Raw genomic sequence first — 21797 nt, forward strand, 5'->3', positions numbered from 1 at the left:
CTGTTCTGCCGTTCCGTCAGCTGGGGTTGGCCGGCCCCGACGTGTCGACCTGTTCGTCGGCCTCGGCCAGGGTGTCACCCCAGGGCTCGCCCACGGCGCCGACGAGCAGTATTTCGCAGACGCCGCCCGCGCGTTGGCGTCCGACATCTCCCTCATCGGCCATGACGCGGATGCTTCAGGAACGTCAGCACGATGGGGCATCGGCCTCGGTGGCCTGGGTGCCGGTGAACAGCACGCGCCACTATGGTGGGCCGATGGCGTCGATCAAGCAGTTCCAGGTCACCTTCGACTGCGCGGAACCTGAGCGCGTCGCTCGCTTCTGGTGTGAGGTGTTGGGGTACGTCGTACCGCCGCCACCGGAGGGGTTTGCGACGTGGGACCACTTTGATCGCTCTCTGCCGCCTGAGCGTCAGGGTGCAGCGTTCGCCTGCGGTGATCCCTCAGGTGTCGGCCCGCGACTGTTCTTCCAGCGCGTTCCCGAAGGCAAGGTCGTCAAGAATCGGGTGCATCTTTGCGTGCGGGTCGGCACCGGGCTCGTGGGCGAAGAGCGCCTCGCCGCACTCGAGGCCGAGTGCGCACGACTGGTCGCGCTCGGCGCGGTGCGCGAGCGACTACTGCGTGCCGATGGCGTCAACGAGTCGTGCATCGTGATGCAGGACATCGAGGGCAACGAGTTCTGTCTCGACTGAGGGGCAGCGAACGCCGACGGGGTCAGGTGTTCTGTCTCGGCTGAGCCCGGGCATCATGCCCCGCTGACCAGCGGTGCCCGGACTTGAGTGAGACGGGATTCGTCGGTGTGTCTCACTCAAGTCCGGGCCGGGAGCCGTTCTCTTGCAGTCCGTCGGGTAGTGGTCGCCGGTGCAGTGATCGACTCAGGCGCCGGCAGGTGTGGCGTCGAGGACGGCCGGGTTGAAGCCGGCCTCGGCCAGGATGCTCGGTGAAGTACTTCAGGTGGTCGGAGAGGTCTTCGCCAGAGGCAGGACATCAGGCAGACCGCCTGCTCCGCTGTCCTGTCCCAGATAACTGTGGGCAGGGTTGGGCTCTGGCCTGCAGTGCCTATGGTTGAGTGGAACGAACGCGCCTCCACCGTCCCGTTCAAACGTAGGCAGTCGCTTCTGAAGCGTGCAGCAGAGGTCATGAGTAGAGCCCTGGGCGCCAGTTGTCATGGCCGTTCGGGAATCACTCAATTGTGTGGACGATCCGATCTTTCGGGGTACCTTGATCGCGCGCTACGCCGCTGACCACGACGTATTGCTGGCGCCAGTAAAATTCGTGATACAGGAACATGGGGGAACGAGTGAAGGCCAAAGTGGCTTCGTTTGCACTGGTGGGGTCCGTTGTTCTTGGGGTGACTCCCGCTTACGCCGATGCTCCCGACGTCTCCGACCAGACCTCAGCAGTGTCTGCGGGCAACAGTGCCGCTGACAGTGACGCAGCGGCCAGTCCAGAGGGAGACCAACTTCTCCTTGCGACCGATGAGCAGTACGTCGAGACTTTCGGAGCCGCCAAGGCCGCTCAGCAAGGACTCACGTACGAAGCTGTCACCGAAGCGGACTCACCGGCAGATTCTGCCGTATTGGATGACACGGACAGGGCTATCGCGCGGGCAGACTCTGCTGTCGTGGCGGATGACGCAGGGGCAGCAGCCGATGAGGCTGCCGGCAGCCACTGGAGCGTGGTGAAGTTCGTGGGCCATGACGCGGATGGCCGTTACATCCCTGCCCGGCAGGGCAACAGGGCGTTCGGGTGGGTCCATTTTTCCGGTCCGCACAACATCCACAGCAGCAAGGTCATCAAGGTAGCGGTGAGTGAGCACCCCGAGGGGGGAAGCACGAAGACCCGGAAGCTGTACGGCGCTGTGTTGTATGACCGTCTCGGCATCATTCTCGCTCGTGTGAAGGTCGTTGCGCAGTACCACTGGGAGACCGCTGATCACAAGTACAAGCTCGCCGACCACGGCGACAAGATCGGCGTGATCACGGCTTACTGCCAGGGTGTCAACAAGTGCCCTGACGCGTTGAACCACGTGTGACGGATCGATCGATGATGTGGGACGAGACAGGTCTGTCCGGTCTGCAGGCGCAGCTGGCACATGAAATGCTGGGCAGCGTCACAGCGTTCGCGTTCGGGCAGAGAGTCCGGCTTGTGCGTGGTGTCGTGCATGCTCTGGGGCGACGCGGTGTCGGCCGTGTCGTTCTGTGGGACGGACAGCAACTGGACACGTCGGTTGCCTTTGACGTTCCGCTCACGGACACACACGGGGCGAACATCCCCGCAGGAGACCTCGTGGCCGCCCTGCGAAGCGCATGGGCCGACCGCTCCGAGAGCGAGGTCGAGGAGGCGCCGCGCGATGCCTTCGGAATTCCGGTGGTCGACGCATCCGCTGCTGTTCACGGTTTCGTCGACCATCCGCGGTTCCATCTCTCGGATGCGCTGCGGGCCGCTGCGTCCGCCTTCTCCGTTCCAGCAGAGCCTGATGAGCCCGCGAAGCTGCGCCTGCGTGGCTTCCTGCTTCTCGACCAGGGAACATGTCGTCTCTACCTGGACACCCCCACATCACAGGACGCTCCACCATTCGGTGTCGACCTTCCCCTTCGAGACGAAGACGGCTCTGTTGTGTCTGGCGTGACAGGAGCGCATGCCGTGCTTCCGGTCCTCTTGGAAACGGGGGAGTTGGAGCGAATGCGACAGGACGTCCACGACCCCTACTGTCACGCTGTCTACGACTTGGTGGACTGGCTCACGGGTCGCTGACGGGGGTTTCGACCGAGATGGGTTCCCCGACCTGGTGGCTCCTGCAGGAACCACCAGGTCGATCGTCTTGTGAGTGAGCAACGGCCGCTGGCGGGGGCATCAGTGAGATCTCGTCAACCCACACTGGGGCTTCCTGGCCGACAGCATCACCAAGTTCCTGACGGAGGGCGGCTACATCACCGGCCGGGGACACCGGATGGTGCCGTACCGGGCGCCGCGTCCCTATCGTTGCGCCATGACGGACGAACAGTTGCCCGCACAGGTCTTCCCGAACCGCTTTCCCGAGGCAGTGGACTCCCGGCCCGGGGTGCCGCAGGACCGCTGCCATTGCTTCAGCCAGGTCCGGGTGAGTCCGCCCGGCGCGGCGGCGTCCTTCCACGCCGAGATCCAGGACACCAGTGCTCCGAGCTGGCTCCGGCTGCTGGAGCTGATCGAAGAGGCGGCGGCCGACGGACGGGAGGAATTCCGTCCGCTGCCGGAGCTGAGCCCTGAGGAGCGGCGGCAGATCGTGACGCTGCCGGCGTCGATCGGGCGGCTGACGGCGGTGCGGACCCTTGTGCTGTACGGAAGCAACCTGGTTCGGATACCTCCGGAGATCGGCGACATGACAAGCCTGGAGGAGTTCAGCCCCTACACTTCGCGACGGCTGCACTGGTTCCCGTACGAAATCACGCGGTGCGGTCGGCTAGTGAACAGCACGGTGAGCACGCGCTCGATCTACGGCAACTACAAGTACCGGCCGCCGTTCCCGCGGCTCCTCCCGCCCGGCGATACGGTCCTGGACCTCGAGTGCCTGGCTCCCGCCCGCTGGGGCACCACCGCGGCCCGCACCTGCAGTGTCTGCGCCGGACCCATCCCGGCGACGGGCCCGCACCAGGCGTGGCTCTCCCGGGTGGTGGCGACCGATATTCTGCCGATACTGGTCAACGCCTGCTCCCAGGCGTGCCTCGACGCCCTGCCACCTGGGGCGAAGGGCTACATTCCTACACCTCATCGGGGCGGCGCGATCGAACAGCCTCCGTCGCGTTGACCGTCGTCACCCGGCACCGGGCCGGTGCAAGGCGCACGAAGTAGTCGGGAGCATGCCGACGCCCACGCTGGCCATCGTGCCAGTGCAGCCAGAACGGCTGCGACCCGATCCCCGGCACCTGCGGATCGGCGTCCAGGAAGATCAGCCGGTCCCGTTCCAGCCACGACTCGTAGCCGATGTGCCCGCCGGTCGTCGCGCAGAAGTACCAGCCCGCGAAGCTCTTCCCGCCCTTGGACCACCGGCACGGACGCACCGGTGCCGCACGCTCGAAGCGCACGTCCCAGCAGGTGCCGCAAGCGACCGTCGAACCTGTACGTCGTCCTCCAGAAACCTCAGCTCAAACGCCCCAAGATCCGGATCCGCGTGCGCCTCCGCGAGCTGCTCCGCCGCCACCCCTGATCACCCGCACTCCGTACCGATCAAACACAGGTGTCCTGTCCTAGATAAGTGTGGGCAGGGCGAGGTTCTGACCTGCGGTGCCTACGGTTGAGTGGGACAGACTGGTGATCGGCGTCCCGCCCAACCGGCTTCTGTTGACTGTATGGCTGGGGCCCATTGACGGTGTCGTGGCCGGGTGAGGGCCGGCATCTGCTGGAACCTCGTTGACGACCCGGTAGACATGCAATATTTTTCTTGCATGCGCCAAAGTGATTCGACATGAGCCGGAAGAGTCTTTCCGGTGATGAGATGGTGCAGACGATGTCTGCGCTGGCCAACCCGCACCGGCTGCGGGTCGTGGCGGCTCTGGCCGGAGAGCGGAACTACGTCAGTCAGCTTGCTCGCGAACTGGGCATGAGTCGCCCACTCCTGCAGATGCACCTGCAACGGCTGGAGGCGGCAGGACTCGTCACCAGCACCCTGGAGCTGTCCGATGACGGCAAGGCGATGAAGTACTACGAAGTGGCGCCGTTCGATGTCCGTCTGACACCTGCTGTCATCGCGGCGGCTGCCCCCACTCTTTCCGACAAGGACAAGGACGAGAAGAAGTGAACTCACTGGCGATGGACAGCAGCAGCGCGTGGGGCGGCTGGGGAGACATCGTGCTCCTCCTGGGGGGTATGGGACTGCTCGCAGTCGTCGTCCTCGGGGTCAGCAGGATCTTCCAGGCCCGAGCAGCGGCCGGGCGCGAGGAGCGTTCCGGGAGATAGTCGAAGAGGCCGCGGCCGCGCAGAACGCCGCTGCGAGTCAACTGGCCGACCTCAACGCCAGGCTCCACCGGGTCGAGAAGATCCTCAGCCAGGTCGAATAGGCGGACCTGAGTGGCGGAAACTTCGGAGAGGTCCTCCTGCCTGTAGGTCAACCCCTCATCTGAGTGATCGCGGGCACGGCTGTCGGCTCAGCACTGAGGCAGGCGAAATCCCTCGCCTTTTTCAGCCTTGGAGTGCATCCTGACCCGTTATGCCTCGCACTCGACAAGAGGCTGTGACGTGACCAGTACCTTCCAGCCGGACCCAGAGATGCTGGGCGCGGCGATGATCGGCTACTACCAGGCTGTGCAGCGGTTCCTGCGGGATGCGACACGGGTCACCGAGCGCGACGACGGCTTCGCCGCCCTTGCCTCCGCGACGGAATGCTTGTTCTGGGCGTGTTCGCTCGAGGAGCACATGCGAGACAACGACCCGACGTACCTATGTGGCGCCGACGACTACGGTCGGCGCCTTGTCCAGGGAGCACGCTGGGCGCGTAACCAAGCCACCCGCCAGCTTGCGTTCATCGTTGCCCATACGACGGCCCGCAGTATCCGCAGGCCGATCCTGCGACACAGGTCGAAGTGGTGTGGCGACCCGCAGGCGAGATGCCAGCGCCGAACCGGGAGTCTCGGAACCAGCGCGAAGCATACGACTTGAACCGTTCCGGGTTCGGTAGAGATCTCAGATGTTGGTTGTGACCTGGGGTTTCGTGGTTACGAGGTAGTGGTTGTTCTCGTATTCGACCGGCGGGACGTGGCCTATCTCACCGTGGAGTCGTCGGTGGTTGTACCAGTCGACGTACTCGGCGGTGGCGAGTTCGACGTCGGACAGCGTCTTCCACGGCCGCTGGGGCTTGATCAGTTCGGTCTTGAACAGGCCGATCGTGCTCTCCATCAGGGCGTTGTCGTAGGCGTCGCCGACCGATCCGATGGATGCGGCGATGCCGGCAGCCTCCAGATGGTCGGCAAGCCGGAAGCTCGTGTACTGCGACCCGGCATCCGAATGATGTATCAACTTGCCTGGCTGGACCGGGTGTTGGTCGCGGTCGCGTTGCCAGAGCGCCATCTCCAGGGCGTCCAGCACGAAGACCGTCTCCTTCACGGTGGCAGCGGACCAGCCGACGATCCGGCGGGAGAAGGTGTCCACGACGAAGGCGACGTAGACGACACCCGCCCAGGTCTTCACGTGGGTGAAGTCCGCGACCCAGCACCGGTTCGGGGCACCGGCGACGAAGTCGCGGTCGACGAGGTCCGGGGCCCGCTCGACCTGCCCCCCGGGCAGCGTGGTGATCACACGCCGGCCGCGGACGGCGCCGCAGATGCCGAGCTCGCGCATCAGACGTTCGACGGTGCAACGTGCCACCGCATGTCCCTGCCGGTTCAGCTCCCGCCAGATCTTCCTCGCTCCGTATACACGGTAGTTGGACTCGAAGACCTTGCTGATGTGCTCCTTCAGCTCGGCGTCCCGCACGGTGCGGGCAGCGGGAGAGGCCCGGCGTTTGTGGTGGGCGTAGTAGGTGGACGGGGCGATCCTGCAGTCGTGGTCGGTGAGGACCCGGCAGATCGGCTCGACGCCGCCGAAGCGGTCCCGGTGCTCGTCGATGAACGCTACGAGCGTGTGTGTGGCCGGTCGAGCTCGGCAGCGAAGAAAGACGCTGCGGCCTTGAGGATGTCGTTGGCCCGCTTCAGCTCGGCGTTCTCCTTCTTCAGCCGCTTCAGCTCGGCAGACTCCTCGCTCGTCGTGCCCGGACGGGTCCCGGCGTCGATCTGGTCCTGCCGCACCCACTTGCGCAGCGTCTCGGTCGTGCCGATGCCGAGCTTCTGGGCGACCGCTTTCATCGCGGCCCACTCGGTGTCGTAGTCGGGTCGCACCTCGGCGACCATCCGCACCGCACGACGGCGCAGCTCAAGCGGGTACTGGGAAGGACGTGCCATGACTCGATCCTCTCAAACGATCGAGTCCCCACCGAACCCGGAACGGTTCAACTTGTCCTGCACCGGGAGCCGCATCCAGTTCAAACGCTCTCCGGTAAGTGCGTTCACCGGCCAGGAGAAGTACGTCAAGAAGTCCTCGCCAGTACCGATGTTGTTGCTGAAGGGGGCCCCCTCAAAGGTGCCCTCTCCCATGATGAACCAGTAGATCTGCGCAGGCCCCTCCTTGCCGTATCGCGGGAACCACATGTCCCACAAGGCCTGTGCGCTGGTCTCATCCGGGGTGTATTCGTCGGTGATCGGATCCCCAGCTACTTCCCAGGAGAGGCGCAGAGGGATGCTCCGCTCATGCTGGCTCTGGCGGCTGCGGAAGGTCCAGAGAGTATCGGCCGGGTACGGCTCATGTGTCGTCATGCCGAGCATCCTCCCGGCGGCGATGCCCGGGAAGGGGCCGTTTCACACCCCCGGATGACGGTGCCCACTGCTCTCGATCAGATCCAGCGGGACTTGATCACATCGCTGATCAGAATGAGCGGGAGCTGATCACATTCACCAGGAACGGACAACAGGACACGACTGCTTCACCTGCCCGCCGGCAGTGACACGGCGCACTATTGCAAGCGGGGTGCTTGCAATAGTTAGCAAGCGGGGGCACAGTGGAGGTATGGCATCGCTCAACGTCGGCAATCTCGGTGAGTATCTGCGTGAGCAGCGGCGCAATGCGCAGCTGTCGCTCAGGCAGCTTGCCGATGCCGCCGGGGTGTCCAATCCGTATCTGAGCCAGATCGAGCGCGGGCTGCGCAAGCCGAGCGCGGAGGTGCTCCAGCAGGTCGCCAAGGCGCTGCGGATCTCCGCCGAGACGCTGTACGTGCGCGCCGGCATCCTCGATGCCGAGCGGGACCGGGACGAGGTGGAGACACGCGCCGTCATCCTCGCCGATCCCACGCTGCACGAGCGCCAGAAGCAGGTGCTGCTCCAGATCTACGAGTCCTTCCGCAAGGAGAACGGGTTCGGGACCGGAAGCGAAGAGGGAGGCGGTGCGGTGGATGTTCCGGAAGACGGCAGCGACAGCGGAACCGGCTCCGGTCCGCAGCAGACGGCCAGTTGAACCCGGCAAGGTGCCGGCCGTCCGGCTGCGGACCCCATTGACCCCAGACGAGAACGAATCCGGGAGGACCATCACCATGGCCATCACCGACGAACTGCGCAAGACCTTCGGCAACCCTACTCCGCTCTACTTCGCCGCCGGCGCCGCCGACCTGGCCCTTCAGGAGGCCAAGAAGGTCCCCGGCCTGGTCGAGCAGCTGCGCGCCGACGCCCCGGCCCGTATCGAGGCCGTGCGCAACACCGACCCCAAGGCCGTGCAGGAGAAGGCCGCCGCCCGCGCCAAGGAGGCCGGTGCGAAGGCCAAGGAGACCCAGGAGTCGCTGCAGGCCAAGGTCAACGAGTTCCTCAGCAGCCTCGACGGCGACCTGAAGAAACTCGGCACCACCCTCGACGCCGACCTCAAGAAGTTCGGTGAGTCCGCCCAGGACCTCGCCCTGCGCGGTGTCGGCGTGGCCGCCGAGTACGCCGTCAAGGCCCGCGAGACCTACGAGAAGGTCGCCGAGCACGGCGAGCAGGCCGTGCGCACCTGGCGCGGCCAGGCCGCCGAGGACATCGAGGACCTGGCCATCGCCGTCGAGGGCGAGCCCGCGCCCAAGGCCGAGGCCGAGGCCGTCGTGGTCGAGGAGGAGACCAAGCCGGCCGCCGCCGAGCCCGAGGCCGCCGCGGCCAAGAAGCCGGCCGCCAAGAAGGCCTCCACCCGCAAGACCGCCACCCGGAAGACCACGCCTCCCGCCAAGTGACGGTCAATGATGCATCGGGCCGGGCACCTCTCGGGTGTCCGGCCCGTTGTACGAGTACGGTGAAACGCGTACGAGTCGGAGAGAACGGGCGGTGGACGGCATGCTGATGGTGGGCTTCTCTGGGTTCCTGTGGCTCTTGCAGATCCTGCTCATGGGACTCGCCGCGTTCGGGCTGTTCGACGCCGCCTTCCGGCGCGAGGACGCCTTCCGGGCGGCCGACAAGCAGAACAAGGTGTTCTGGCTGATCGTCCTGGGCCTCGCCCTCGCGGTGAGCACATTCCTCTCGGTCCTGTCGATCCTGCCCATCGTCGGTGCGGTCGCGAGCATCGTGTACATCGTCGATGTCCGGCCCGCCCTCAAGCAGATCGGCGGCGGGGGCGGGGGAGGCGGCTGGGGCCGTCGCCGCGGCGGCAGCAGCAGCGACGGCCCCTACGGGCCGTACAACGGAGGACGGTGAGGGGGGACGGGAGGCCGCTCCGCCGCGTCAGCGCGTGCGGTCCAGTAGCAGGACCGCCACGTCGTCGGTCAGCTCGCCGCCGTTGAGTTCGCGGACCTCCTGTACGGCGGCGCGCAGCAGTTCCTCGCCCTTCCGGCCCTCGGCGAGCAGGCGGCGCACCATCGCCACCATGCCGTCCTGGCCCAGCCGCTCCCCGGTCGCGCCGACCCGGCCCTCGATCAGGCCGTCGGTGTAGAGCATCAGGCTCCACTCGGCCCCCAGCTCCACCTGCATCCGCGGCCAGCGCGCGCCGGGCAGCAGGCCGAGCGCGGGGCCGTTGTTCTCGTACGGCAGCAGCTCCGCCACGCGCCCGGGGCGGGCGATCAGCGGTGCCGGGTGGCCGGCCAGGCACAGGCCCGCTCGGCGGCCGTCCGGGGTGATGTCCACCGTGCAGACGGTCGCGAAGATCTCCTCGTCGGAACGCTCGTGCTCCAGCACCTGCTGGAGCGTCTTCAGCAGCTCGTCGCCGCACAGCCCCGCCAGTGTCAGCGCCCGCCACGCGATGCGCAGCTCCACGCCGAGCGCCGCCTCGTCCGGGCCGTGGCCGCAGACGTCGCCGATCATCGCGTGCACGGTGCCGTCGGGTGTGCGCACGGTGTCGTAGAAGTCGCCGCCCAGCAGTGCACGGGAGCGGCCGGGGCGGTAGCGGGCGGCGAAGCGCAGCGAGGAGCCCTCCAGCAGCGGCGTCGGCAGCAGGCCGCGCTCCAGCCGGCGGTTCTCCTGGGCGCGCAGCCGGCCCTCGGCGAGCCGCCGCTCGGCCGTGTCGGAACGTTTCCGCTCCACCGCGTAACGAATCGCCCGGCTCAGCAGACGCCCGTCCAGCTCGTCACGGAAGAGATAGTCCTGGGCGCCCACACGCACCGCCTTGGCCCCGCGCTCGGCGTCGCCGGACGCGGTGAGCGCGAGCACGGCGTGCCGGGGGGCCAGTTCGAGGACCTGACGGAGTACGGCGAGTTCGTCGTCGTCGCCCTTGCCGTCGTCCGTGGTCTCGCTCGCGCCGCCGCCCGTGTTCTCGCTCAGCGCGAGGTCCAGCAGGATGCAGTGGACGTCGTCGGTCAGCAGCCGCTCGGCCTCGGTGAGATTACGGGCGGTGCGGATACGCATGGGGCGGCCGGCCGGGTCGACCAGTTCGGGCACGACCGGTGAGCCGCCGGGATCGTCCTCGATCAGCAGCAGCGTCAGAGCGATGCGGGTGTTCTCGACCGTTTCGTCCTTGAGTCGGGTGTCTCCCGTGGAGGGGCCCCCTCCTGCGGAGGCGTTGCGGACCGCAGTGGTGGTCTGCGCCGGACCGCTTTCCACGGCCGGGATCGCTCTCTGCCGCGGTACGGGTACGGGCATCGTGTTGTTCCTTCCCTCCCCCCGAGGGCGCGGTGGGCGAGGGGTCTCGTGCCACCGACGGGGACCATAGCGGTTGATGAGGCGGTAATGGAATGGTGTGAGATGGGTCGCCTGGCAGGTGTCATCTGTCATATGCCGCTGCTTGTACGGCAGTTGGGGAAGACGGGGGCTGGACCAGGATGACGAAGGTCACGTCGGGCTGGGGTTTGCCGGGGGTTTGAGGGGGCGTCGGGGTGCGGTTGCTCACATGGCGGTCGCGGTGCCCGTCTTGGTGCAGGTCGTGGGGGTGCGTGGTGTGGCGTGCGTCGAGCGGCGTGCCTCGCGTGGCGTGCGTCGCGTGGTTCCCGTCACCGGCGCCCCTGCGGCTCCACCCCTGCGGCTCCACCCCCACGGTGCCGCCCTTTCGGCGCCACCCCTGCGGCGCCGCGCCCCGCGTCAGCTCGCGTCCGGCCGGACCACTCCCAGGATCGGCATCGAGCCCGCCCCCGCGATCGTCACCGTCCGTCCGGGGCGCGGGGCATGGATGATGGCGCCGTCACCTATGTACATCGCCACATGGCTGGCGTCGTCGAAGTAGATGATCAGGTCACCGGGACGCATGTCCTTGACGTCGACGTGCTTCAGCTGCTTCCACTGCTCCTGCGAGGTACGCGGGATCGGGTGCCCGGCGGCCGCCCAGCCCTGTGAGGTCAGCCCGGAGCAGTCGTAGGAGTCCGGGCCCTCGGCGCCCCACACATAGGGTTTGCCCAGCTGCTTCGTAGCGAACTCCACGGCCTTCTTGTCCTGTTCGGACGCTTTGCCCGTGATGTCCTTGAGGACGCCGGAGCCCAGCCACGCCGTCTGCGCCTTGTCGGCGGCCTCCTGCTCCAGCTTCGCCAGGCGCTCCTTCTCCTCTTTCTCCAGCCGGGACTCCAGCTGTTCGGCGGCTTTGACCTGCTGCTCGATCTTCTTCTTCGCGGCGGCCTTGGCCTTCCGGCTGGCGTCCAGCTTCTGCCACTGGGCCGAGGCGTCGGCGGCGTACTGCTTCAGGTCCTGCTGGGTGCGGGTCAGTTCGTCGAGCAGGCCCTTGGTGGCGTGCTCGCCCTGGAGCACCCGGCCCGCCCCGTCGAGGAAGTCCTGCGGATCGTCGCTCAGCATCAGCTGCGCCTCGGGCGGCAGCCCGCCGCTGCGGTACTGGGCGCGGGCCTCGGCGCCCGCCCGGTCCTTCAGATCGGCCAGCCTCTCCTCGCCCTTGACGATCTGCTTGGCCAGCTCGACGATCTGCGCGGACTGCTGGTCGGCCTGCTCCTGGGCGGCGTTGTACTCGTCGGTGGCGACGGCCGCCGCGTGATAGAGCCCGTCCAGCTTCTTCCGCACGACCTCCAGGTCCTTGTTCGACACGGTCGCCCCGGCTGCCGGGGATGCGGACGCAGGCGCGGACGTAGACGCGGACGGCGACGGTGTGTCTGTCGGCGCCGGGCTCGCCGCGAACGCCGTACCGGACGCACCCAGCACGGTGACCGCGCAGACCACGGCCACTGCAGCCGCGAGCAGACCACGCTTGCCCGTCCCCATACCCCTGCCCCCATGTGATTTACCGTCAGTAACTTACGGATACCCCGGGGATCGTGCCATGCCGTGCCGCAAAGCGACAGGGGTCGTAGATGTCGTTCCCGGGTCGTTTCCGGGAATTCCCTCCTTCTCGCCCCCGCAAGACGATCTCCATGCCTATGTGACGAACGACTCAGCGAGATCGTTCCCCGCAGGTCAGCGGCCGGTGTGCGGTTCCTGCGTGCCAGCGGCGCGCTCCGTCATGCCTCCCACCGCGGCGCCAACGCCTCCCACGCCACCGTGACTTCCCCCTGCCGCCAGCGGCCCGCCCCGTTCCGCACCGGCCAGTCCGCCGAGAGGTCCCGCACGGCGCGGATCCAGCGCTGGCGGGCGCCGTAGGAGGCGTACGGCGCGGCGGCCGCCCAGGCGCGGTCGAAGTCCCGCAGGAAGCTGTGCACCGGCTCACCGGGGACATTGCGGTGGATCAGCGCCTTCGGCAGCCGTTCGGCCAGGTCGGACGGCCGCTCCAGGGAGCCGAGACGGGTCGCGAGGGTGACCGTGCGCGGCCCCTCCGGGCCCAGGGCGACCCAGACGTGCCGCCGCCCGATCTCGTCGCACGTCCCTTCCACCAGCAGCCCGCCCGGCGCCAGCCGTCCGCACAGCCGCGCCCACACCCCTGCGACCTCGCTCTCGTCGTACTGGCGCAGCACATTGGCGGCGCGGATCAGCAGGGGGCGCCCGGAGACCGGGACTTCGAAGCCGCCGTGCCGGAAGACCAGCCCGTCGCGCTCGTACGGCCTCGCCGCCGCCACCCGCGCCGGTTCGATCTCCACGCCGACCATGCGGGTGTGCGGTGCGACGGTCCGCAGGCGGGTGAGGAGTTCGACCGCCGTCCAGGGGGCCGCGCCGTAGCCGAGGTCCACGGCGACGGGGTCCGGGGCGCGGCGCAGGGTGGTGCCGTGCACGGCGGTGATCCAGCGGTCCATGCGGCGTAGGCGGTTGGGGTTGGTGGTCCCGCGCGTCACCGTTCCCACGACGGGGGTGCCCCCGCTCGAGCGAAGCCGAGAGTGGGGGAGGGTCGCTGCGCGGGGTGTCATGTGTACGAGGGTATGCGGGCGGGCGTACGGCGTTGCTCGGGCCACTATGTCGGGGCTGGGGCTGGGGCGGGACGGGGAGGGAGCGCGCAACCCGGCGCTGACGGGGTGCCGCCCGCGCCCACCCGCGCCGCCCCAGCGGCACGACTGCCCGCGGGCTGGGCGCCCCCACCCCCCGGTTGAGCCCCGCCCGGTAATGATTCGGCAAAGTCTCCACCCCCCGAAACGCCCCGGAAATGGAATCGCCCCGTCCGGCGTTGCATCCCCCGGAGGGACCGGGAGCCCCTCCCGCCGCCGTGCCCGCAGCAAGGAGGACCGCCAACGTGAGCCAGTACGTCAGCAGGCTCGGGCGTCGCTCACCGGCGGCTCCCCCGCGGCTCAGGCTGCACCGCCGACCCCGGCGCGTCGCCATGCTCTCCGTGCACACCTCACCGCTCCACCAGCCCGGCACCGGCGACGCCGGGGGCATGAACGTCTACATCGTCGAACTCGCGCAGCGCCTCGCCGCGATCGGCATCGAGGTCGAGATCTTCACCCGGGCCACCGCCGCCGCCCTCCCGCCCGCCGTCGAACTGGCCCCCGGCGTGCTCGTCCGGCACGTCGACGCGGGACCCTACGAGGGCCTCGCCAAGGAGGAGCTCCCCGCCCAGCTCTGCGCCTTCACCCACGGTGTGATGCAGGCATGGGCGGAACACCGCCCCGGCCACTACGACCTCGTCCACTCGCACTACTGGCTCTCCGGCCACGTCGGCTGGCTCGCCGCCCAGCGCTGGGGCGTCCCCCTCGTCCACGCCATGCACACCATGGCCAAGGTCAAGAACGCCAACCTCGCCGACGGCGACACCCCCGAGCCGCCCGCCCGGGTCATCGGCGAGACCCAGATCGTCGCGGCGGCCGACCGGCTCATCGCCAACACCGTCGAGGAGGCGGACGAGTTGGTACGCCACTACGCCGCCGACCCCGCGAAGGTCGCCGTCGTCCACCCCGGCGTCAACCTCGAACGCTTCCGCCCCGCCGACGGCCGCGCCGCAGCCCGCGCCCGCCTCGGCCTCCCGCAGGACGCCCTGATCCCGCTCTTCGCCGGGCGCATCCAGCCCCTCAAGGCCCCTGATGTGCTGCTGCGGGCGATCGCCGTTCTCCTCGACGAGCGTCCCGAACTGCGCTCCCGCATCGTCGTACCGGTCGTCGGCGGCCCCAGCGGCAGCGGGCTCGCCCGGCCCGAGGGGCTCCAGAAGCTGGCGGCGCGGCTGGGCGTCGCCGATGTCGTACGGTTCCAACCGCCCGTCGGCCAGGAGCGGCTCGCCGACTGGTTCCGGGCCGCGTCCGTGCTGGTGATGCCGTCGTACAGCGAGTCCTTCGGCCTGGTCGCCATAGAGGCGCAGGCGTCCGGTACGCCGGTGCTCGCTGCGGCGGTCGGCGGGCTGCCGGTGGCCGTACGGGACGGGGAGACCGGGTTCCTGGTGCAGGGGCACGCCCCGGTGTCGTACGCCCGGGCGCTGGGCCGCCTCGCCGACGACCCGGAGCTCACCGCCCGCATGGGCGTCGCCGCCGCCCGGCACGCCCAGTCCTTCGGCTGGGACACCGCGGCCGTGGCCACGGCGGACGTCTACTCGGCGGCGACGCACGCCCACCGCCGTCGCGTACGCTCCCACCATGGGTGACACGAGTGACATGAGTAACATGGGTGACATAGTGGTCAGGGACCGGAGCCGGATGGACGACCCGAACGACACCCCGCAGCAGCGGCAGGCCAAACAGGTCGTCGAGCACATCCTGAAGGACACCGAACTCGACTGGGAATCCCCGGAGTCGGGCCACTACGTCGTCAAACTCCCCGGCACCCGCAAGCTGTCGACGACGGCCTCCCTCCTCGTCGGCCGCCACACCCTGTCCCTCAACGCCTTCGTCGTCCGTCACCCCGACGAGAACGAGGCGGGCGTCCACCGCTGGCTGCTGGAGCGCAACCTCAAGCTGTACGGCGTGAGTTACGCCGTCGACCCGCTCGGCGACATCTACGTCACCGGCAAGCTCCCGCTGGCCGCCGTCACCCCCGACGGCGTCGACCGGCTGCTCGGCCAGGTGCTGGAGGCGGCGGACGGCGCCTTCAACACCCTCCTCGAACTCGGCTTCGCCACCGCGATCCGCAAGGAGTACGCGTGGCGGGTGTCCCGGGGCGAATCGACGCGGAACCTGGATGCGTTCACGAATTTGATCCAGCGCCCGAGCGAGTGAGGGCAGTTGGGCCATCGGGGCGATGGGCTGTTGAGGCTCTAGGTGGCCGCCACCCGGTACCGACCCGGTGTCACCCCGACCAACTTCCTGAAGTGCCGGGTGAGATGGGACTGGTCGTAGAACCCGGTTGCGGCGGCGACATCGCCCGGGGCGAGTCCGTCGAGCAGCAGCCGGCGGGCGCTGTTCACACGGCGTGACGTCAGGTACTGGTGCGGGGCGATGCCGTAGGCCTGCGTGAACGCCCGTACCAGATGGGCGGGATGGGCGTACAGCAGCGCGGCGGCGCCCTCAAGGGTGAGGCCTTGGACGAGCCGCTCGTCGAGGAGCTCGCGCAACTGCCGGGCGAGGACGGGGTCACGGCGCTCGCCCGCCCCGGTGCCGAGCCGTGGCCGCAGATACGCGCGCAGCCGCTCCCCGACGAGCGTCAGCCGGCTCTCGGCCTCCAACTCGTCGCCGGGATGCGCCAGCGCGGCGTGCACCTGGCCGACCCGGCGGCGCAGCAGCGGGTCGCGCAGGTCGGGGCCGTCGACGGCGGGGCCGATGAGGGTGTCGTCGAGGTGGGTGGAGTCGAGGTACAGGACGCGTTTGCGGAAGCCGTGCGGGGTGGCGGGGGAACCGTTGTGGGGGACGTGCGGCGGCAGCAGCGACACCGTGTCGTGCGGGGTGCCGTGCTCGTGGCGGTCCAGGTCGTACCGTACGGCGCCGTCGTCGACGATGAGCAGCGTCCAGGCCTCGTGGACGTGCATGGGATAGGCGTACTCGGTGAAATGGGCGTGGAACACCTCGGTGACGCCCGGGACGCGCGGGCGCCAGGCGGTGACGTCACGCCGAGCGGCCATGCAAAGAACGTACAAGACCGGGCGGCGGGCTGTTCGGCAGTCTCACTGCATGAACGCGATGCCCTTGACGACTGCTGGCTCCACACCCGCTTCCCTCCCGGCTCCTCTCCCGCCCGTCCGCTTCGACACGAAGATCGCCGTGCTGCTGCGCGCCGACCTGGAGCCCTGGCAGCGGCTGAACGTGACGGCGTTCCTGGTCAGCGGCCTGGGCACTCAGCTCCCCGAGGTGATCGGGGAGCCGTACGAGGACGGCGACGGGGTGCCGTACCTGCCGATGTTCCGGCAGCCGGTGCTGGTCTTCGAGGGCTCGAAGGAGACCCTGACCGCGGCCCACTCCCGCGCCCTGTCCCGTGCCCTGCCGCGCGCCCTGTTCACGTCCGACCTGTTCGCCACGGGTCACGACGGGGACAACCGGGCGGCGGTGCGGGCGGTGCCGACGGCGGAGCTGGATCTGGTGGGGCTCGCGGTGTACGGGCCGAGGAACGCGGTGGACAAGGTGCTGAAGGGCGCGAGGATGCACCCGTGACCGTCTCTCCTGGTCAGGTCAGGAGGTCCCGATCTCCTTCTCCACCCCGACCGAGGAGGAGCCCCCGGACGGCGACTGCTCCGCAAGCTCCCCGCTCCCTTCCGTCCGCCGCACGAGAAGGCCGTAGCCGAGCGCGGCGGCCGTCCCCACGAGGGCGCACAGCCCCCACAGCCAGCCGGCCCCGAGCCGGTCGATGACGAGACCGGACATCAGCGGGGCGACGAGGGCGGCGAGGGCCCAGGAGAGGGTGTAGACGCCCTGGTAGCGCCCGCGTCCGTGGACCGGGGACAGCCGTACGACGAGACCGGTCTGGGTGGGCGCGTTGATCATCTCGCCGAGCGTCCACACGCAGACGGTGAGGGCGATCGCGGCGACGGACCCGGCGGACCCCGCGATGCCGGTGAGCCCGAAGCCGTACCCGGCGAGGAGGGCCGAGACGACGAGGAGCCGCCCGGGTTCGCGGTGCTCGATGAGACGGGTGAGAGGTATCTGGAGGGCGACGATGAGGACCCCGTTGAGGGCGATGGCGAGGCCGTAGTCGGCGGGACTGAACCCGGCGCGCCCCATGGCGACGGGCAGTCCGACGAGACCTTGCTGGAAGACGAGGGCGACCAGGAAGGACAGCCCGACGACGCCCATGTAGCGCCGGTCGCGCAGCACTGTGAGAAGCCCGACACCGGGGTCGCCTTCCTGCGCGCCGCTGCCGGCCGTGGTGGGCCGGGACTCGGGGACCCGGAGGAAGACGACGACAGCGCAGAGCAAGGTCATCCCGGCCTCGATGAGGAAGCCGGCGAGGTAGCTGAACTCGGCGATGAATCCGGCGGCGCTGGAGGAGACGGCGAAACCGAGGTTGATGGCCCAGTAGTTGAGGGAGAAGGCGCGCACCCGTTCGGCGGGCGGTACGACGTCGGCGATCATCGCCTGGACGGCGGGCCGGGAGGCGTTGCTGGCCATGCCGACGAGGAAGGCGACGGCGGCGATGGCCACGGGGTCCTGCATGAAGCCGAGCACGGCGACGGAGACGGCGGTGGAGGACTGGGCCAGCAGCAGGGTGGGCCGCCGCCCGAGCCGGTCGGCCATGACTCCGGCGCCGAGGGAGGAGACGACACCGCCGAGACCGTGGAGGGAGGCGACGAGACCGGCGTAGGAGGCGGAGTAGCCGCGGTCGAGGGTGAGATACAGCGCCATGAAGGTGGCGACGAAGGCACCGAGCCGGTTGACCAGGGTGCTGGTCCACAGCCACCAGAACTCCCGGGGCAGCCCCGAGACGGTCTCCCGGACAGCACGGCCGACCTTGCCGACGGACACAGAACCCCCACGGATGTACGTACTGACGTAAGCACTGATGTAAGTACTGATCAACGCGAGGGCAACTTACAAGCCGAAGGGGAGGCGAAGCCACCGAATAAACCGCGGCCGACCGCTGAAGGCTGCCGGATGAACGCAAGGTGTCCGATATGCCCGTATCACCGTTGGAGGCGTCAAGTATCAAAACCTTGGATTAGTCTCATACGCATGGCCGAAGCACCGTACAAGCTGATCCTCCTCCGCCACGGCGAGAGCGAATGGAACGCGAAGAACCTGTTCACCGGATGGGTGGACGTCAACCTGAACGAGAAGGGCGAGAAGGAGGCGGTCCGTGGCGGTGAGCTGCTGAAGGAGGCCGGCCTGCTGCCCGAGGTGGTGCACACCTCCCTGCAGAAGCGCGCGATCCGCACCGCGCAGCTCGCGCTGGAGTCCGCGGACCGCCACTGGATCCCGGTCCACCGCACCTGGCGCCTGAACGAGCGCCACTACGGCGCCCTCCAGGGCAAGGACAAGGCGCAGACCCTCGCGGAGTTCGGCGAGGAGCAGTTCATGCTGTGGCGCCGCTCCTACGACACCCCGCCGCCGGCGCTCGAGGACGGCACGGAGTTCTCCCAGTCGGACGACCCGCGCTACGCGTCCATCCCGCCGGAGCTGCGCCCGAAGACGGAGTGCCTGAAGGACGTCGTCATCCGGATGCTCCCGTACTGGTACGACGGCATCGTCCCGGACCTGCTGGCCGGCCGCACGGTCCTCGTCGCCGCCCACGGCAACAGCCTCCGCGCGCTGGTCAAGCACCTGGACGGCATCTCCGACGCCGACATCGCGGGCCTGAACATCCCGACGGGCATCCCGCTGTACTACGAGCTCGACGCCGACTTCAAGCCGCTCACCCCGGGCGGCAAGTACCTCGACCCGGAGGCCGCGGCGGCCGCCATCGAGGCGGTCAAGAACCAGGGCAAGAAGAAGTAGGGAACTCGATCATGCCTCCCATTCGCGCGAACGGCGCGGATGGGAGGCATTTTCACGGCCCGGGACCGGCGGTTACGCCCGTCCGCGGACCGGAACTACTTACTGCGGCTCGAAATTCTGCTTCTGCTTCACGGGGTCGGAGGTGGGCGCGCCCTTGATGGTGAACTGCTTCGGCTTGTACGTGTCGTCGCTCTCGCAGGTCACGGTCGCCTTGCCCGTTGCACCCGTCTTGGGAATCTTCTTGAAGGTGACCGAGTACGAGTTGTTGGTCCCGGCAAGTGAATTGTCGGTCTTGGTCTCGATGACGCCGGCCGAGGTGGTTGCCTTGATCGTCACCTGGGTGGGAGAGGAATTGTCGTCGCAGTCGTCGACGGTTCCGAAGAGAGTGACGTTGCCAGGGGGAGGGGCGGCTCCTGCCTGACCGGCCACCGCCAGCGAGGTCGCTCCGGTCAGGGGCAGCACCACTGCGGCGGTGAGGATTGCGAGGCGATTGCGCATGACTTCTCCTTGCTTCGAGAAGCGGTCCTCCTCCAAGGTGTTGCTTCGGCATGTATGGGTCAAGGGCAATGATTACCCACCACCTGCGGGGCAGAACTACCCACGGACTACCCGCGGCGGTCCCTATTCGCGGCCGGTGAGCCCCTGCTCGATGGCGATACGGGTGAGGTCGGGTCGGCGTCGCGAGCCCGTCTTCTCGCCGATGCGGTCGAGGTGCGAATGGACGGTGTGCTTGCTGATTCCCAATTCGACGGCGATTTCGTGATCCGTCGAACCATTGGCGAGAAGCCGCAGGATTTCCTGCTCCCGTTCCGTGAAACTGGGGAGTTGCTTCACCAGATGGCTGGCCGGTGCGGACACATAGCTGAGGCCGGAGCCCACGGTCCGGATCGCCCTCAGCACCTCGTCCGCCTCCGCCTGCCGGCTCAGATAGCCGCTGGCGCCCGCCTGGATCACCTGGACGACGTCGATCTGCGGAGAGGCCGACACGACGAGGACGGCATGCCCCCGCTTCCGAAGCTTCGTCACGGTCGCGGTCAGGCTCGGGCCGGACTGCTGAAAGTCCATCAGCACCACTTCCGCGCCGCGCAGGCTGCCGTCCGCGATCTCGATCGACGGCGCTGCCGCGACCAGGTGAAGATCGGGAGCGGTGCCGATGAGCTGCGAGACACCGTGCCGGAAGACGGGACAGTCCCCGATGACCGCGATCCGCACAAGCCCGGCGCGACCGCTCATCGGCATCTCCGCTCTCGAATTCCCACGCCTCGGTGACAGGCCGGGGTGACAGGCCGGGGTGACGCGCCTGGGTGACATGCCTGGACGGACACGTCCGTCCTCAGCATCGGTGGCAGCGGCACCTCCGGCACGGCGGACTGACCCGCCTGGGCGACGCCAGGAGATGCGCACGGTCTCGCCGTCCCGCCCCGAACCGCAGGGCCGCGTCAAAGGCCCCCGGGCGGGATCCGATCTCTGGGATCTGATCCCGCCCGGGGGCCCTCAGGACCTGTCGTGCGTCGCAGTGCGGGGGTCAGCCGCGACCTGTCGTGCGTCGGAGTGCGGGGGTCAGCCGCACTGGCAGGGGCCGCCCGACTGGCAGCCGCAGGTGCAGCCCGAGCCGCAGCCGCAGGCGCCGAAGAGCGGGAGGCTCTTGATCTCGGCCGGCTGGTCGGTCGGGAGTTCCTGGGTGGGGTCCGGCGTGGTGGTGGGGGTTTCGGCCATGGGTCCTCCTGGTCCTCCTTCGTCCTCCAGCCGTCCTGGAGGCCGGGAGCCGGTGTGACGGGGATCGTGACGGGATGACGAAGATGCCCGTCTGATCCTCTGCCCATTGCATGCCCGCCGCGGGCAGCGCATCAACGGCGCACGGAGGCTTGTGCGCGCCGAGGGCGGCACCCCTCGCGCCGGGTGCGGACCGTACGGAGGCCCCCTCCACGCCGGGTCCGGGCCAGGGTCCGTACCCCCGGCGCTCCCCTGCCGGCTGCCGGGGTACGGACCCTCAGGCGCCGTCGATGTCTGTCGTCGGCTGGATCTCCGGCTGGATCTCGTCCGCGTGTTCGCCCGTGACCAGGAACACCACGCGCTTCGCCACCGCCACCGCGTGGTCGGCGAAGCGCTCGTAGTAGCGGCCGAGCAGGGTGACGTCCACGGCCGTCTCGATGCCGTGCTTCCAGCGCTCGTCGATCAGGTGCTGGAAGAGCGTGCGGTGCAGGAGGTCCATCGCGTCGTCGTCCGTCTCCAGCTGGAGGGCCAGGTCGACGTCCTTCGTGATGATGCACTCCGCGGCCTTCGCCATCAGGCGCTGCGCGAGCTGACCCATCTCCAGGATCGTCGCGTGCAGGTCCTGCGGGACGGCCCGGTCCGGGAAGCGCAGCCGTGCGAGCTTCGCCACATGCTGGGCGAGGTCGCCCGAGCGCTCCAGGTCGGCCGACATACGCAGCGACGTCACCACGATCCGCAGGTCGGTGGCGACCGGCTGCTGTCGGGCGAGCAGGGTTATCGCCCGCGCCTCCAGCTCGTGGTGCAGCTCATCGACCTTCTTGTCGGCCTCGATGACGCTCTCGGCCAGCTTGAGGTCGGAGTCGAGGATCGCCGTGGTGGCGCGCCCGATCGCCGACCCGACGAGCCGGGCCATGTCGACCAGGCTGTCGCCGATCGAGTCCAGTTCCTCGTGGTACGCGTCCCGCATCAGGGGTCCCTCTCTTACTCTGCCAGGGGGTTC

At 68.6% G+C, this 21797-nt stretch carries 27 protein-coding genes; 14 read left to right on the forward strand and 13 right to left on the reverse strand.

From position 1 onward, the window contains the following. Positions 1 to 16 precede the first annotated feature (16 nt). The gene (locus tag ACSYGN_RS21760) at positions 17 to 163 is read right to left on the reverse strand and encodes a hypothetical protein (protein ID WP_460398097.1); all 147 of its coding nucleotides are present in this window, start codon (positions 161 to 163) and stop codon (positions 17 to 19) included. A gap of 91 nt (positions 164 to 254) precedes the next feature. Between ACSYGN_RS21760 and ACSYGN_RS21765 the strand changes: the two genes are divergently transcribed. From ACSYGN_RS21765 to ACSYGN_RS21780, 4 genes are all read left to right on the forward strand, one after another. After that, a complete protein-coding gene (locus tag ACSYGN_RS21765) occupies positions 255 to 689 on the forward strand; it encodes a VOC family protein (protein WP_460398099.1) in 435 nt (144 codons plus the stop codon). A gap of 608 nt (positions 690 to 1297) precedes the next feature. After that, entirely contained in the window at positions 1298 to 2032 is a 735-nt protein-coding gene (locus tag ACSYGN_RS21770) for a hypothetical protein (protein WP_460398101.1), read from the forward strand. Between the two features lie 11 nt (positions 2033 to 2043). Further along, on the forward strand, positions 2044 to 2754 hold the full coding sequence (locus ACSYGN_RS21775; protein ID WP_460398103.1) for a hypothetical protein: 711 nt from the start codon (positions 2044 to 2046) through the stop codon (positions 2752 to 2754). A gap of 235 nt (positions 2755 to 2989) precedes the next feature. After that, positions 2990 to 3784 (forward strand): leucine-rich repeat domain-containing protein, encoded by a 795-nt coding sequence (locus ACSYGN_RS21780; protein ID WP_460398105.1) that lies wholly within the window; start codon positions 2990 to 2992, stop codon positions 3782 to 3784. Here ACSYGN_RS21780 and ACSYGN_RS21785 read toward each other — a convergent pair. After that, on the reverse strand, positions 3738 to 4061 hold the full coding sequence (locus tag ACSYGN_RS21785; protein ID WP_460398107.1) for a TnsA-like heteromeric transposase endonuclease subunit: 324 nt from the start codon (positions 4059 to 4061) through the stop codon (positions 3738 to 3740). The two genes, ACSYGN_RS21780 and ACSYGN_RS21785, sit on opposite strands and share 47 nt — an antisense overlap. Positions 4062 to 4441: 380 nt before the next feature. Between ACSYGN_RS21785 and ACSYGN_RS21790 the strand changes: the two genes are divergently transcribed. From ACSYGN_RS21790 to ACSYGN_RS21800, 3 genes are all read left to right on the forward strand, one after another. Then, on the forward strand, positions 4442 to 4774 hold the full coding sequence (locus tag ACSYGN_RS21790) for an ArsR/SmtB family transcription factor (protein ID WP_460398109.1): 333 nt from the start codon (positions 4442 to 4444) through the stop codon (positions 4772 to 4774). Beyond that, positions 4771 to 4932: a hypothetical protein gene (locus tag ACSYGN_RS21795; protein ID WP_460398111.1), complete on the forward strand. Its 162-nt coding sequence runs from the start codon at positions 4771 to 4773 to the stop codon at positions 4930 to 4932. Before ACSYGN_RS21790 ends, ACSYGN_RS21795 begins: the two co-directional genes overlap by 4 nt. Before the next feature lie 279 nt (positions 4933 to 5211). Next, positions 5212 to 5631, forward strand: a complete 420-nt coding sequence (locus ACSYGN_RS21800; RefSeq protein WP_460398113.1) for a hypothetical protein — start codon at positions 5212 to 5214, stop codon at positions 5629 to 5631. Between the two features lie 24 nt (positions 5632 to 5655). Here ACSYGN_RS21800 and ACSYGN_RS21805 read toward each other — a convergent pair. Beyond that, positions 5656 to 6908 (reverse strand): IS3 family transposase gene (locus ACSYGN_RS21805; protein ID WP_460398115.1). Its coding sequence is split into 2 segments (ribosomal slippage): positions 5656 to 6626 and positions 6626 to 6908, totalling 1254 coding nucleotides; the frame shifts between segments, so codons are not numbered across the junction. A 12-nt stretch (positions 6909 to 6920) separates the two neighbouring features. Next, positions 6921 to 7319, reverse strand: a complete 399-nt coding sequence (locus ACSYGN_RS21810; protein ID WP_460398117.1) for a hypothetical protein — start codon at positions 7317 to 7319, stop codon at positions 6921 to 6923. Positions 7320 to 7569: 250 nt separating this feature from the next. On the opposite strand from ACSYGN_RS21810, the gene ACSYGN_RS21815 reads away from it, so the two are divergent. The 3 genes from ACSYGN_RS21815 to ACSYGN_RS21825 all read left to right on the forward strand — a co-directional run bounded on the left by ACSYGN_RS21815 (position 7570) and on the right by ACSYGN_RS21825 (position 9209). Continuing rightward, positions 7570 to 8013, forward strand: coding sequence for a helix-turn-helix domain-containing protein (locus ACSYGN_RS21815; protein ID WP_460398119.1), 444 nt, complete (start codon positions 7570 to 7572; stop codon positions 8011 to 8013). Positions 8014 to 8089: 76 nt separating this feature from the next. Beyond that, the gene (locus ACSYGN_RS21820) at positions 8090 to 8752 is read left to right on the forward strand and encodes a hypothetical protein (RefSeq protein ID WP_460398121.1); all 663 of its coding nucleotides are present in this window, start codon (positions 8090 to 8092) and stop codon (positions 8750 to 8752) included. Between the two features lie 100 nt (positions 8753 to 8852). After that, on the forward strand, positions 8853 to 9209 hold the full coding sequence (locus ACSYGN_RS21825) for a DUF2516 family protein (protein WP_460403638.1): 357 nt from the start codon (positions 8853 to 8855) through the stop codon (positions 9207 to 9209). A 27-nt stretch (positions 9210 to 9236) separates the two neighbouring features. Here the strand turns inward: ACSYGN_RS21825 and ACSYGN_RS21830 are convergent, their stop codons facing one another. The 3 genes from ACSYGN_RS21830 to ACSYGN_RS21840 form a co-directional block, all read right to left on the reverse strand. Further along, entirely contained in the window at positions 9237 to 10586 is a 1350-nt protein-coding gene (locus ACSYGN_RS21830) for a PP2C family protein-serine/threonine phosphatase (protein WP_460398123.1), read from the reverse strand. A gap of 435 nt (positions 10587 to 11021) precedes the next feature. After that, positions 11022 to 12140: a C40 family peptidase gene (locus tag ACSYGN_RS21835; protein WP_460398125.1), complete on the reverse strand. Its 1119-nt coding sequence runs from the start codon at positions 12138 to 12140 to the stop codon at positions 11022 to 11024. A 236-nt stretch (positions 12141 to 12376) separates the two neighbouring features. Next, positions 12377 to 13213: a class I SAM-dependent methyltransferase gene (locus ACSYGN_RS21840; protein ID WP_460398127.1), complete on the reverse strand. Its 837-nt coding sequence runs from the start codon at positions 13211 to 13213 to the stop codon at positions 12377 to 12379. A 320-nt stretch (positions 13214 to 13533) separates the two neighbouring features. On the opposite strand from ACSYGN_RS21840, the gene mshA reads away from it, so the two are divergent. Both mshA and ACSYGN_RS21850 read left to right on the forward strand, forming a co-directional pair. Continuing rightward, on the forward strand, positions 13534 to 14871 hold the full coding sequence (gene mshA / locus ACSYGN_RS21845) for a D-inositol-3-phosphate glycosyltransferase (RefSeq protein ID WP_460398129.1): 1338 nt from the start codon (positions 13534 to 13536) through the stop codon (positions 14869 to 14871). A 52-nt stretch (positions 14872 to 14923) separates the two neighbouring features. Then, positions 14924 to 15442 carry a type III secretion system chaperone family protein gene (locus tag ACSYGN_RS21850; protein ID WP_460403640.1) on the forward strand — a complete coding sequence of 173 codons (519 nt, stop codon included), beginning with the start codon at positions 14924 to 14926 and terminating at the stop codon, positions 15440 to 15442. Between the two features lie 38 nt (positions 15443 to 15480). On the opposite strand, the gene ACSYGN_RS21855 is transcribed toward ACSYGN_RS21850, so the two are convergent. Further along, positions 15481 to 16281, reverse strand: a complete 801-nt coding sequence (locus ACSYGN_RS21855) for a helix-turn-helix transcriptional regulator (RefSeq protein ID WP_460398131.1) — start codon at positions 16279 to 16281, stop codon at positions 15481 to 15483. Positions 16282 to 16339: 58 nt separating this feature from the next. Here ACSYGN_RS21855 and ACSYGN_RS21860 point away from each other — a divergent pair, with 58 nt between their 5' ends. Beyond that, entirely contained in the window at positions 16340 to 16807 is a 468-nt protein-coding gene (locus tag ACSYGN_RS21860; RefSeq protein ID WP_460403642.1) for a DUF2000 family protein, read from the forward strand. Positions 16808 to 16825: 18 nt separating this feature from the next. On the opposite strand, the gene ACSYGN_RS21865 is transcribed toward ACSYGN_RS21860, so the two are convergent. Then, complete coding sequence (locus ACSYGN_RS21865) at positions 16826 to 18115, reverse strand: MDR family MFS transporter (protein WP_460398133.1); 1290 nt, start codon at positions 18113 to 18115, stop codon at positions 16826 to 16828. Between the two features lie 207 nt (positions 18116 to 18322). Between ACSYGN_RS21865 and ACSYGN_RS21870 the strand changes: the two genes are divergently transcribed. Continuing rightward, positions 18323 to 19084: a phosphoglyceromutase gene (locus tag ACSYGN_RS21870; RefSeq protein WP_460398135.1), complete on the forward strand. Its 762-nt coding sequence runs from the start codon at positions 18323 to 18325 to the stop codon at positions 19082 to 19084. A 99-nt stretch (positions 19085 to 19183) separates the two neighbouring features. Here ACSYGN_RS21870 and ACSYGN_RS21875 read toward each other — a convergent pair whose 3' ends face one another. The 4 genes from ACSYGN_RS21875 to phoU all read right to left on the reverse strand — a co-directional run bounded on the left by ACSYGN_RS21875 (position 19184) and on the right by phoU (position 21764). Then, entirely contained in the window at positions 19184 to 19582 is a 399-nt protein-coding gene (locus ACSYGN_RS21875; protein ID WP_460398137.1) for a hypothetical protein, read from the reverse strand. A gap of 123 nt (positions 19583 to 19705) precedes the next feature. After that, complete coding sequence (locus tag ACSYGN_RS21880; protein ID WP_460398139.1) at positions 19706 to 20317, reverse strand: LuxR C-terminal-related transcriptional regulator; 612 nt, start codon at positions 20315 to 20317, stop codon at positions 19706 to 19708. A gap of 327 nt (positions 20318 to 20644) precedes the next feature. Further along, positions 20645 to 20800 carry a hypothetical protein gene (locus ACSYGN_RS21885; RefSeq protein WP_460398141.1) on the reverse strand — a complete coding sequence of 52 codons (156 nt, stop codon included), beginning with the start codon at positions 20798 to 20800 and terminating at the stop codon, positions 20645 to 20647. A gap of 274 nt (positions 20801 to 21074) precedes the next feature. Then, positions 21075 to 21764 carry a phosphate signaling complex protein PhoU gene (gene phoU, locus ACSYGN_RS21890; protein WP_460398143.1) on the reverse strand — a complete coding sequence of 230 codons (690 nt, stop codon included), beginning with the start codon at positions 21762 to 21764 and terminating at the stop codon, positions 21075 to 21077. Between the last annotated feature and the right edge of the window lie 33 nt (positions 21765 to 21797).

Source organism: Streptomyces sp. YIM S03343 (assembly GCF_054729195.1).

Excerpts from the sequence above, each read along its gene's own strand:
- ACSYGN_RS21760 (WP_460398097.1), bottom strand. The coding sequence starts at position 163 with ATGGCCGATGAGGGAGATGTCGGACGCCAACGCGCGGGCGGCGTCTGC.
- ACSYGN_RS21765 (WP_460398099.1), top strand. The coding sequence starts at position 255 with ATGGCGTCGATCAAGCAGTTCCAGGTCACCTTCGACTGCGCGGAACCT.
- ACSYGN_RS21775 (WP_460398103.1), top strand. The coding sequence starts at position 2,044 with ATGATGTGGGACGAGACAGGTCTGTCCGGTCTGCAGGCGCAGCTGGCA.
- ACSYGN_RS21780 (WP_460398105.1), top strand. The coding sequence starts at position 2,990 with ATGACGGACGAACAGTTGCCCGCACAGGTCTTCCCGAACCGCTTTCCC.
- ACSYGN_RS21790 (WP_460398109.1), top strand. The coding sequence starts at position 4,442 with ATGAGCCGGAAGAGTCTTTCCGGTGATGAGATGGTGCAGACGATGTCT.
- ACSYGN_RS21810 (WP_460398117.1), bottom strand. The coding sequence starts at position 7,319 with ATGACGACACATGAGCCGTACCCGGCCGATACTCTCTGGACCTTCCGC.
- ACSYGN_RS21815 (WP_460398119.1), top strand. The coding sequence starts at position 7,570 with ATGGCATCGCTCAACGTCGGCAATCTCGGTGAGTATCTGCGTGAGCAG.
- ACSYGN_RS21820 (WP_460398121.1), top strand. The coding sequence starts at position 8,090 with ATGGCCATCACCGACGAACTGCGCAAGACCTTCGGCAACCCTACTCCG.
- ACSYGN_RS21825 (WP_460403638.1), top strand. The coding sequence starts at position 8,853 with ATGCTGATGGTGGGCTTCTCTGGGTTCCTGTGGCTCTTGCAGATCCTG.
- ACSYGN_RS21830 (WP_460398123.1), bottom strand. The coding sequence starts at position 10,586 with ATGCCCGTACCCGTACCGCGGCAGAGAGCGATCCCGGCCGTGGAAAGC.
- ACSYGN_RS21835 (WP_460398125.1), bottom strand. The coding sequence starts at position 12,140 with ATGGGGACGGGCAAGCGTGGTCTGCTCGCGGCTGCAGTGGCCGTGGTC.
- ACSYGN_RS21840 (WP_460398127.1), bottom strand. The coding sequence starts at position 13,213 with ATGACACCCCGCGCAGCGACCCTCCCCCACTCTCGGCTTCGCTCGAGC.
- ACSYGN_RS21850 (WP_460403640.1), top strand. The coding sequence starts at position 14,924 with ATGGACGACCCGAACGACACCCCGCAGCAGCGGCAGGCCAAACAGGTC.
- ACSYGN_RS21855 (WP_460398131.1), bottom strand. The coding sequence starts at position 16,281 with ATGGCCGCTCGGCGTGACGTCACCGCCTGGCGCCCGCGCGTCCCGGGC.
- ACSYGN_RS21860 (WP_460403642.1), top strand. The coding sequence starts at position 16,340 with ATGCCCTTGACGACTGCTGGCTCCACACCCGCTTCCCTCCCGGCTCCT.
- ACSYGN_RS21870 (WP_460398135.1), top strand. The coding sequence starts at position 18,323 with ATGGCCGAAGCACCGTACAAGCTGATCCTCCTCCGCCACGGCGAGAGC.
- ACSYGN_RS21875 (WP_460398137.1), bottom strand. The coding sequence starts at position 19,582 with ATGCGCAATCGCCTCGCAATCCTCACCGCCGCAGTGGTGCTGCCCCTG.
- ACSYGN_RS21880 (WP_460398139.1), bottom strand. The coding sequence starts at position 20,317 with ATGAGCGGTCGCGCCGGGCTTGTGCGGATCGCGGTCATCGGGGACTGT.
- ACSYGN_RS21885 (WP_460398141.1), bottom strand. The coding sequence starts at position 20,800 with ATGGCCGAAACCCCCACCACCACGCCGGACCCCACCCAGGAACTCCCG.
- phoU (WP_460398143.1), bottom strand. The coding sequence starts at position 21,764 with ATGCGGGACGCGTACCACGAGGAACTGGACTCGATCGGCGACAGCCTG.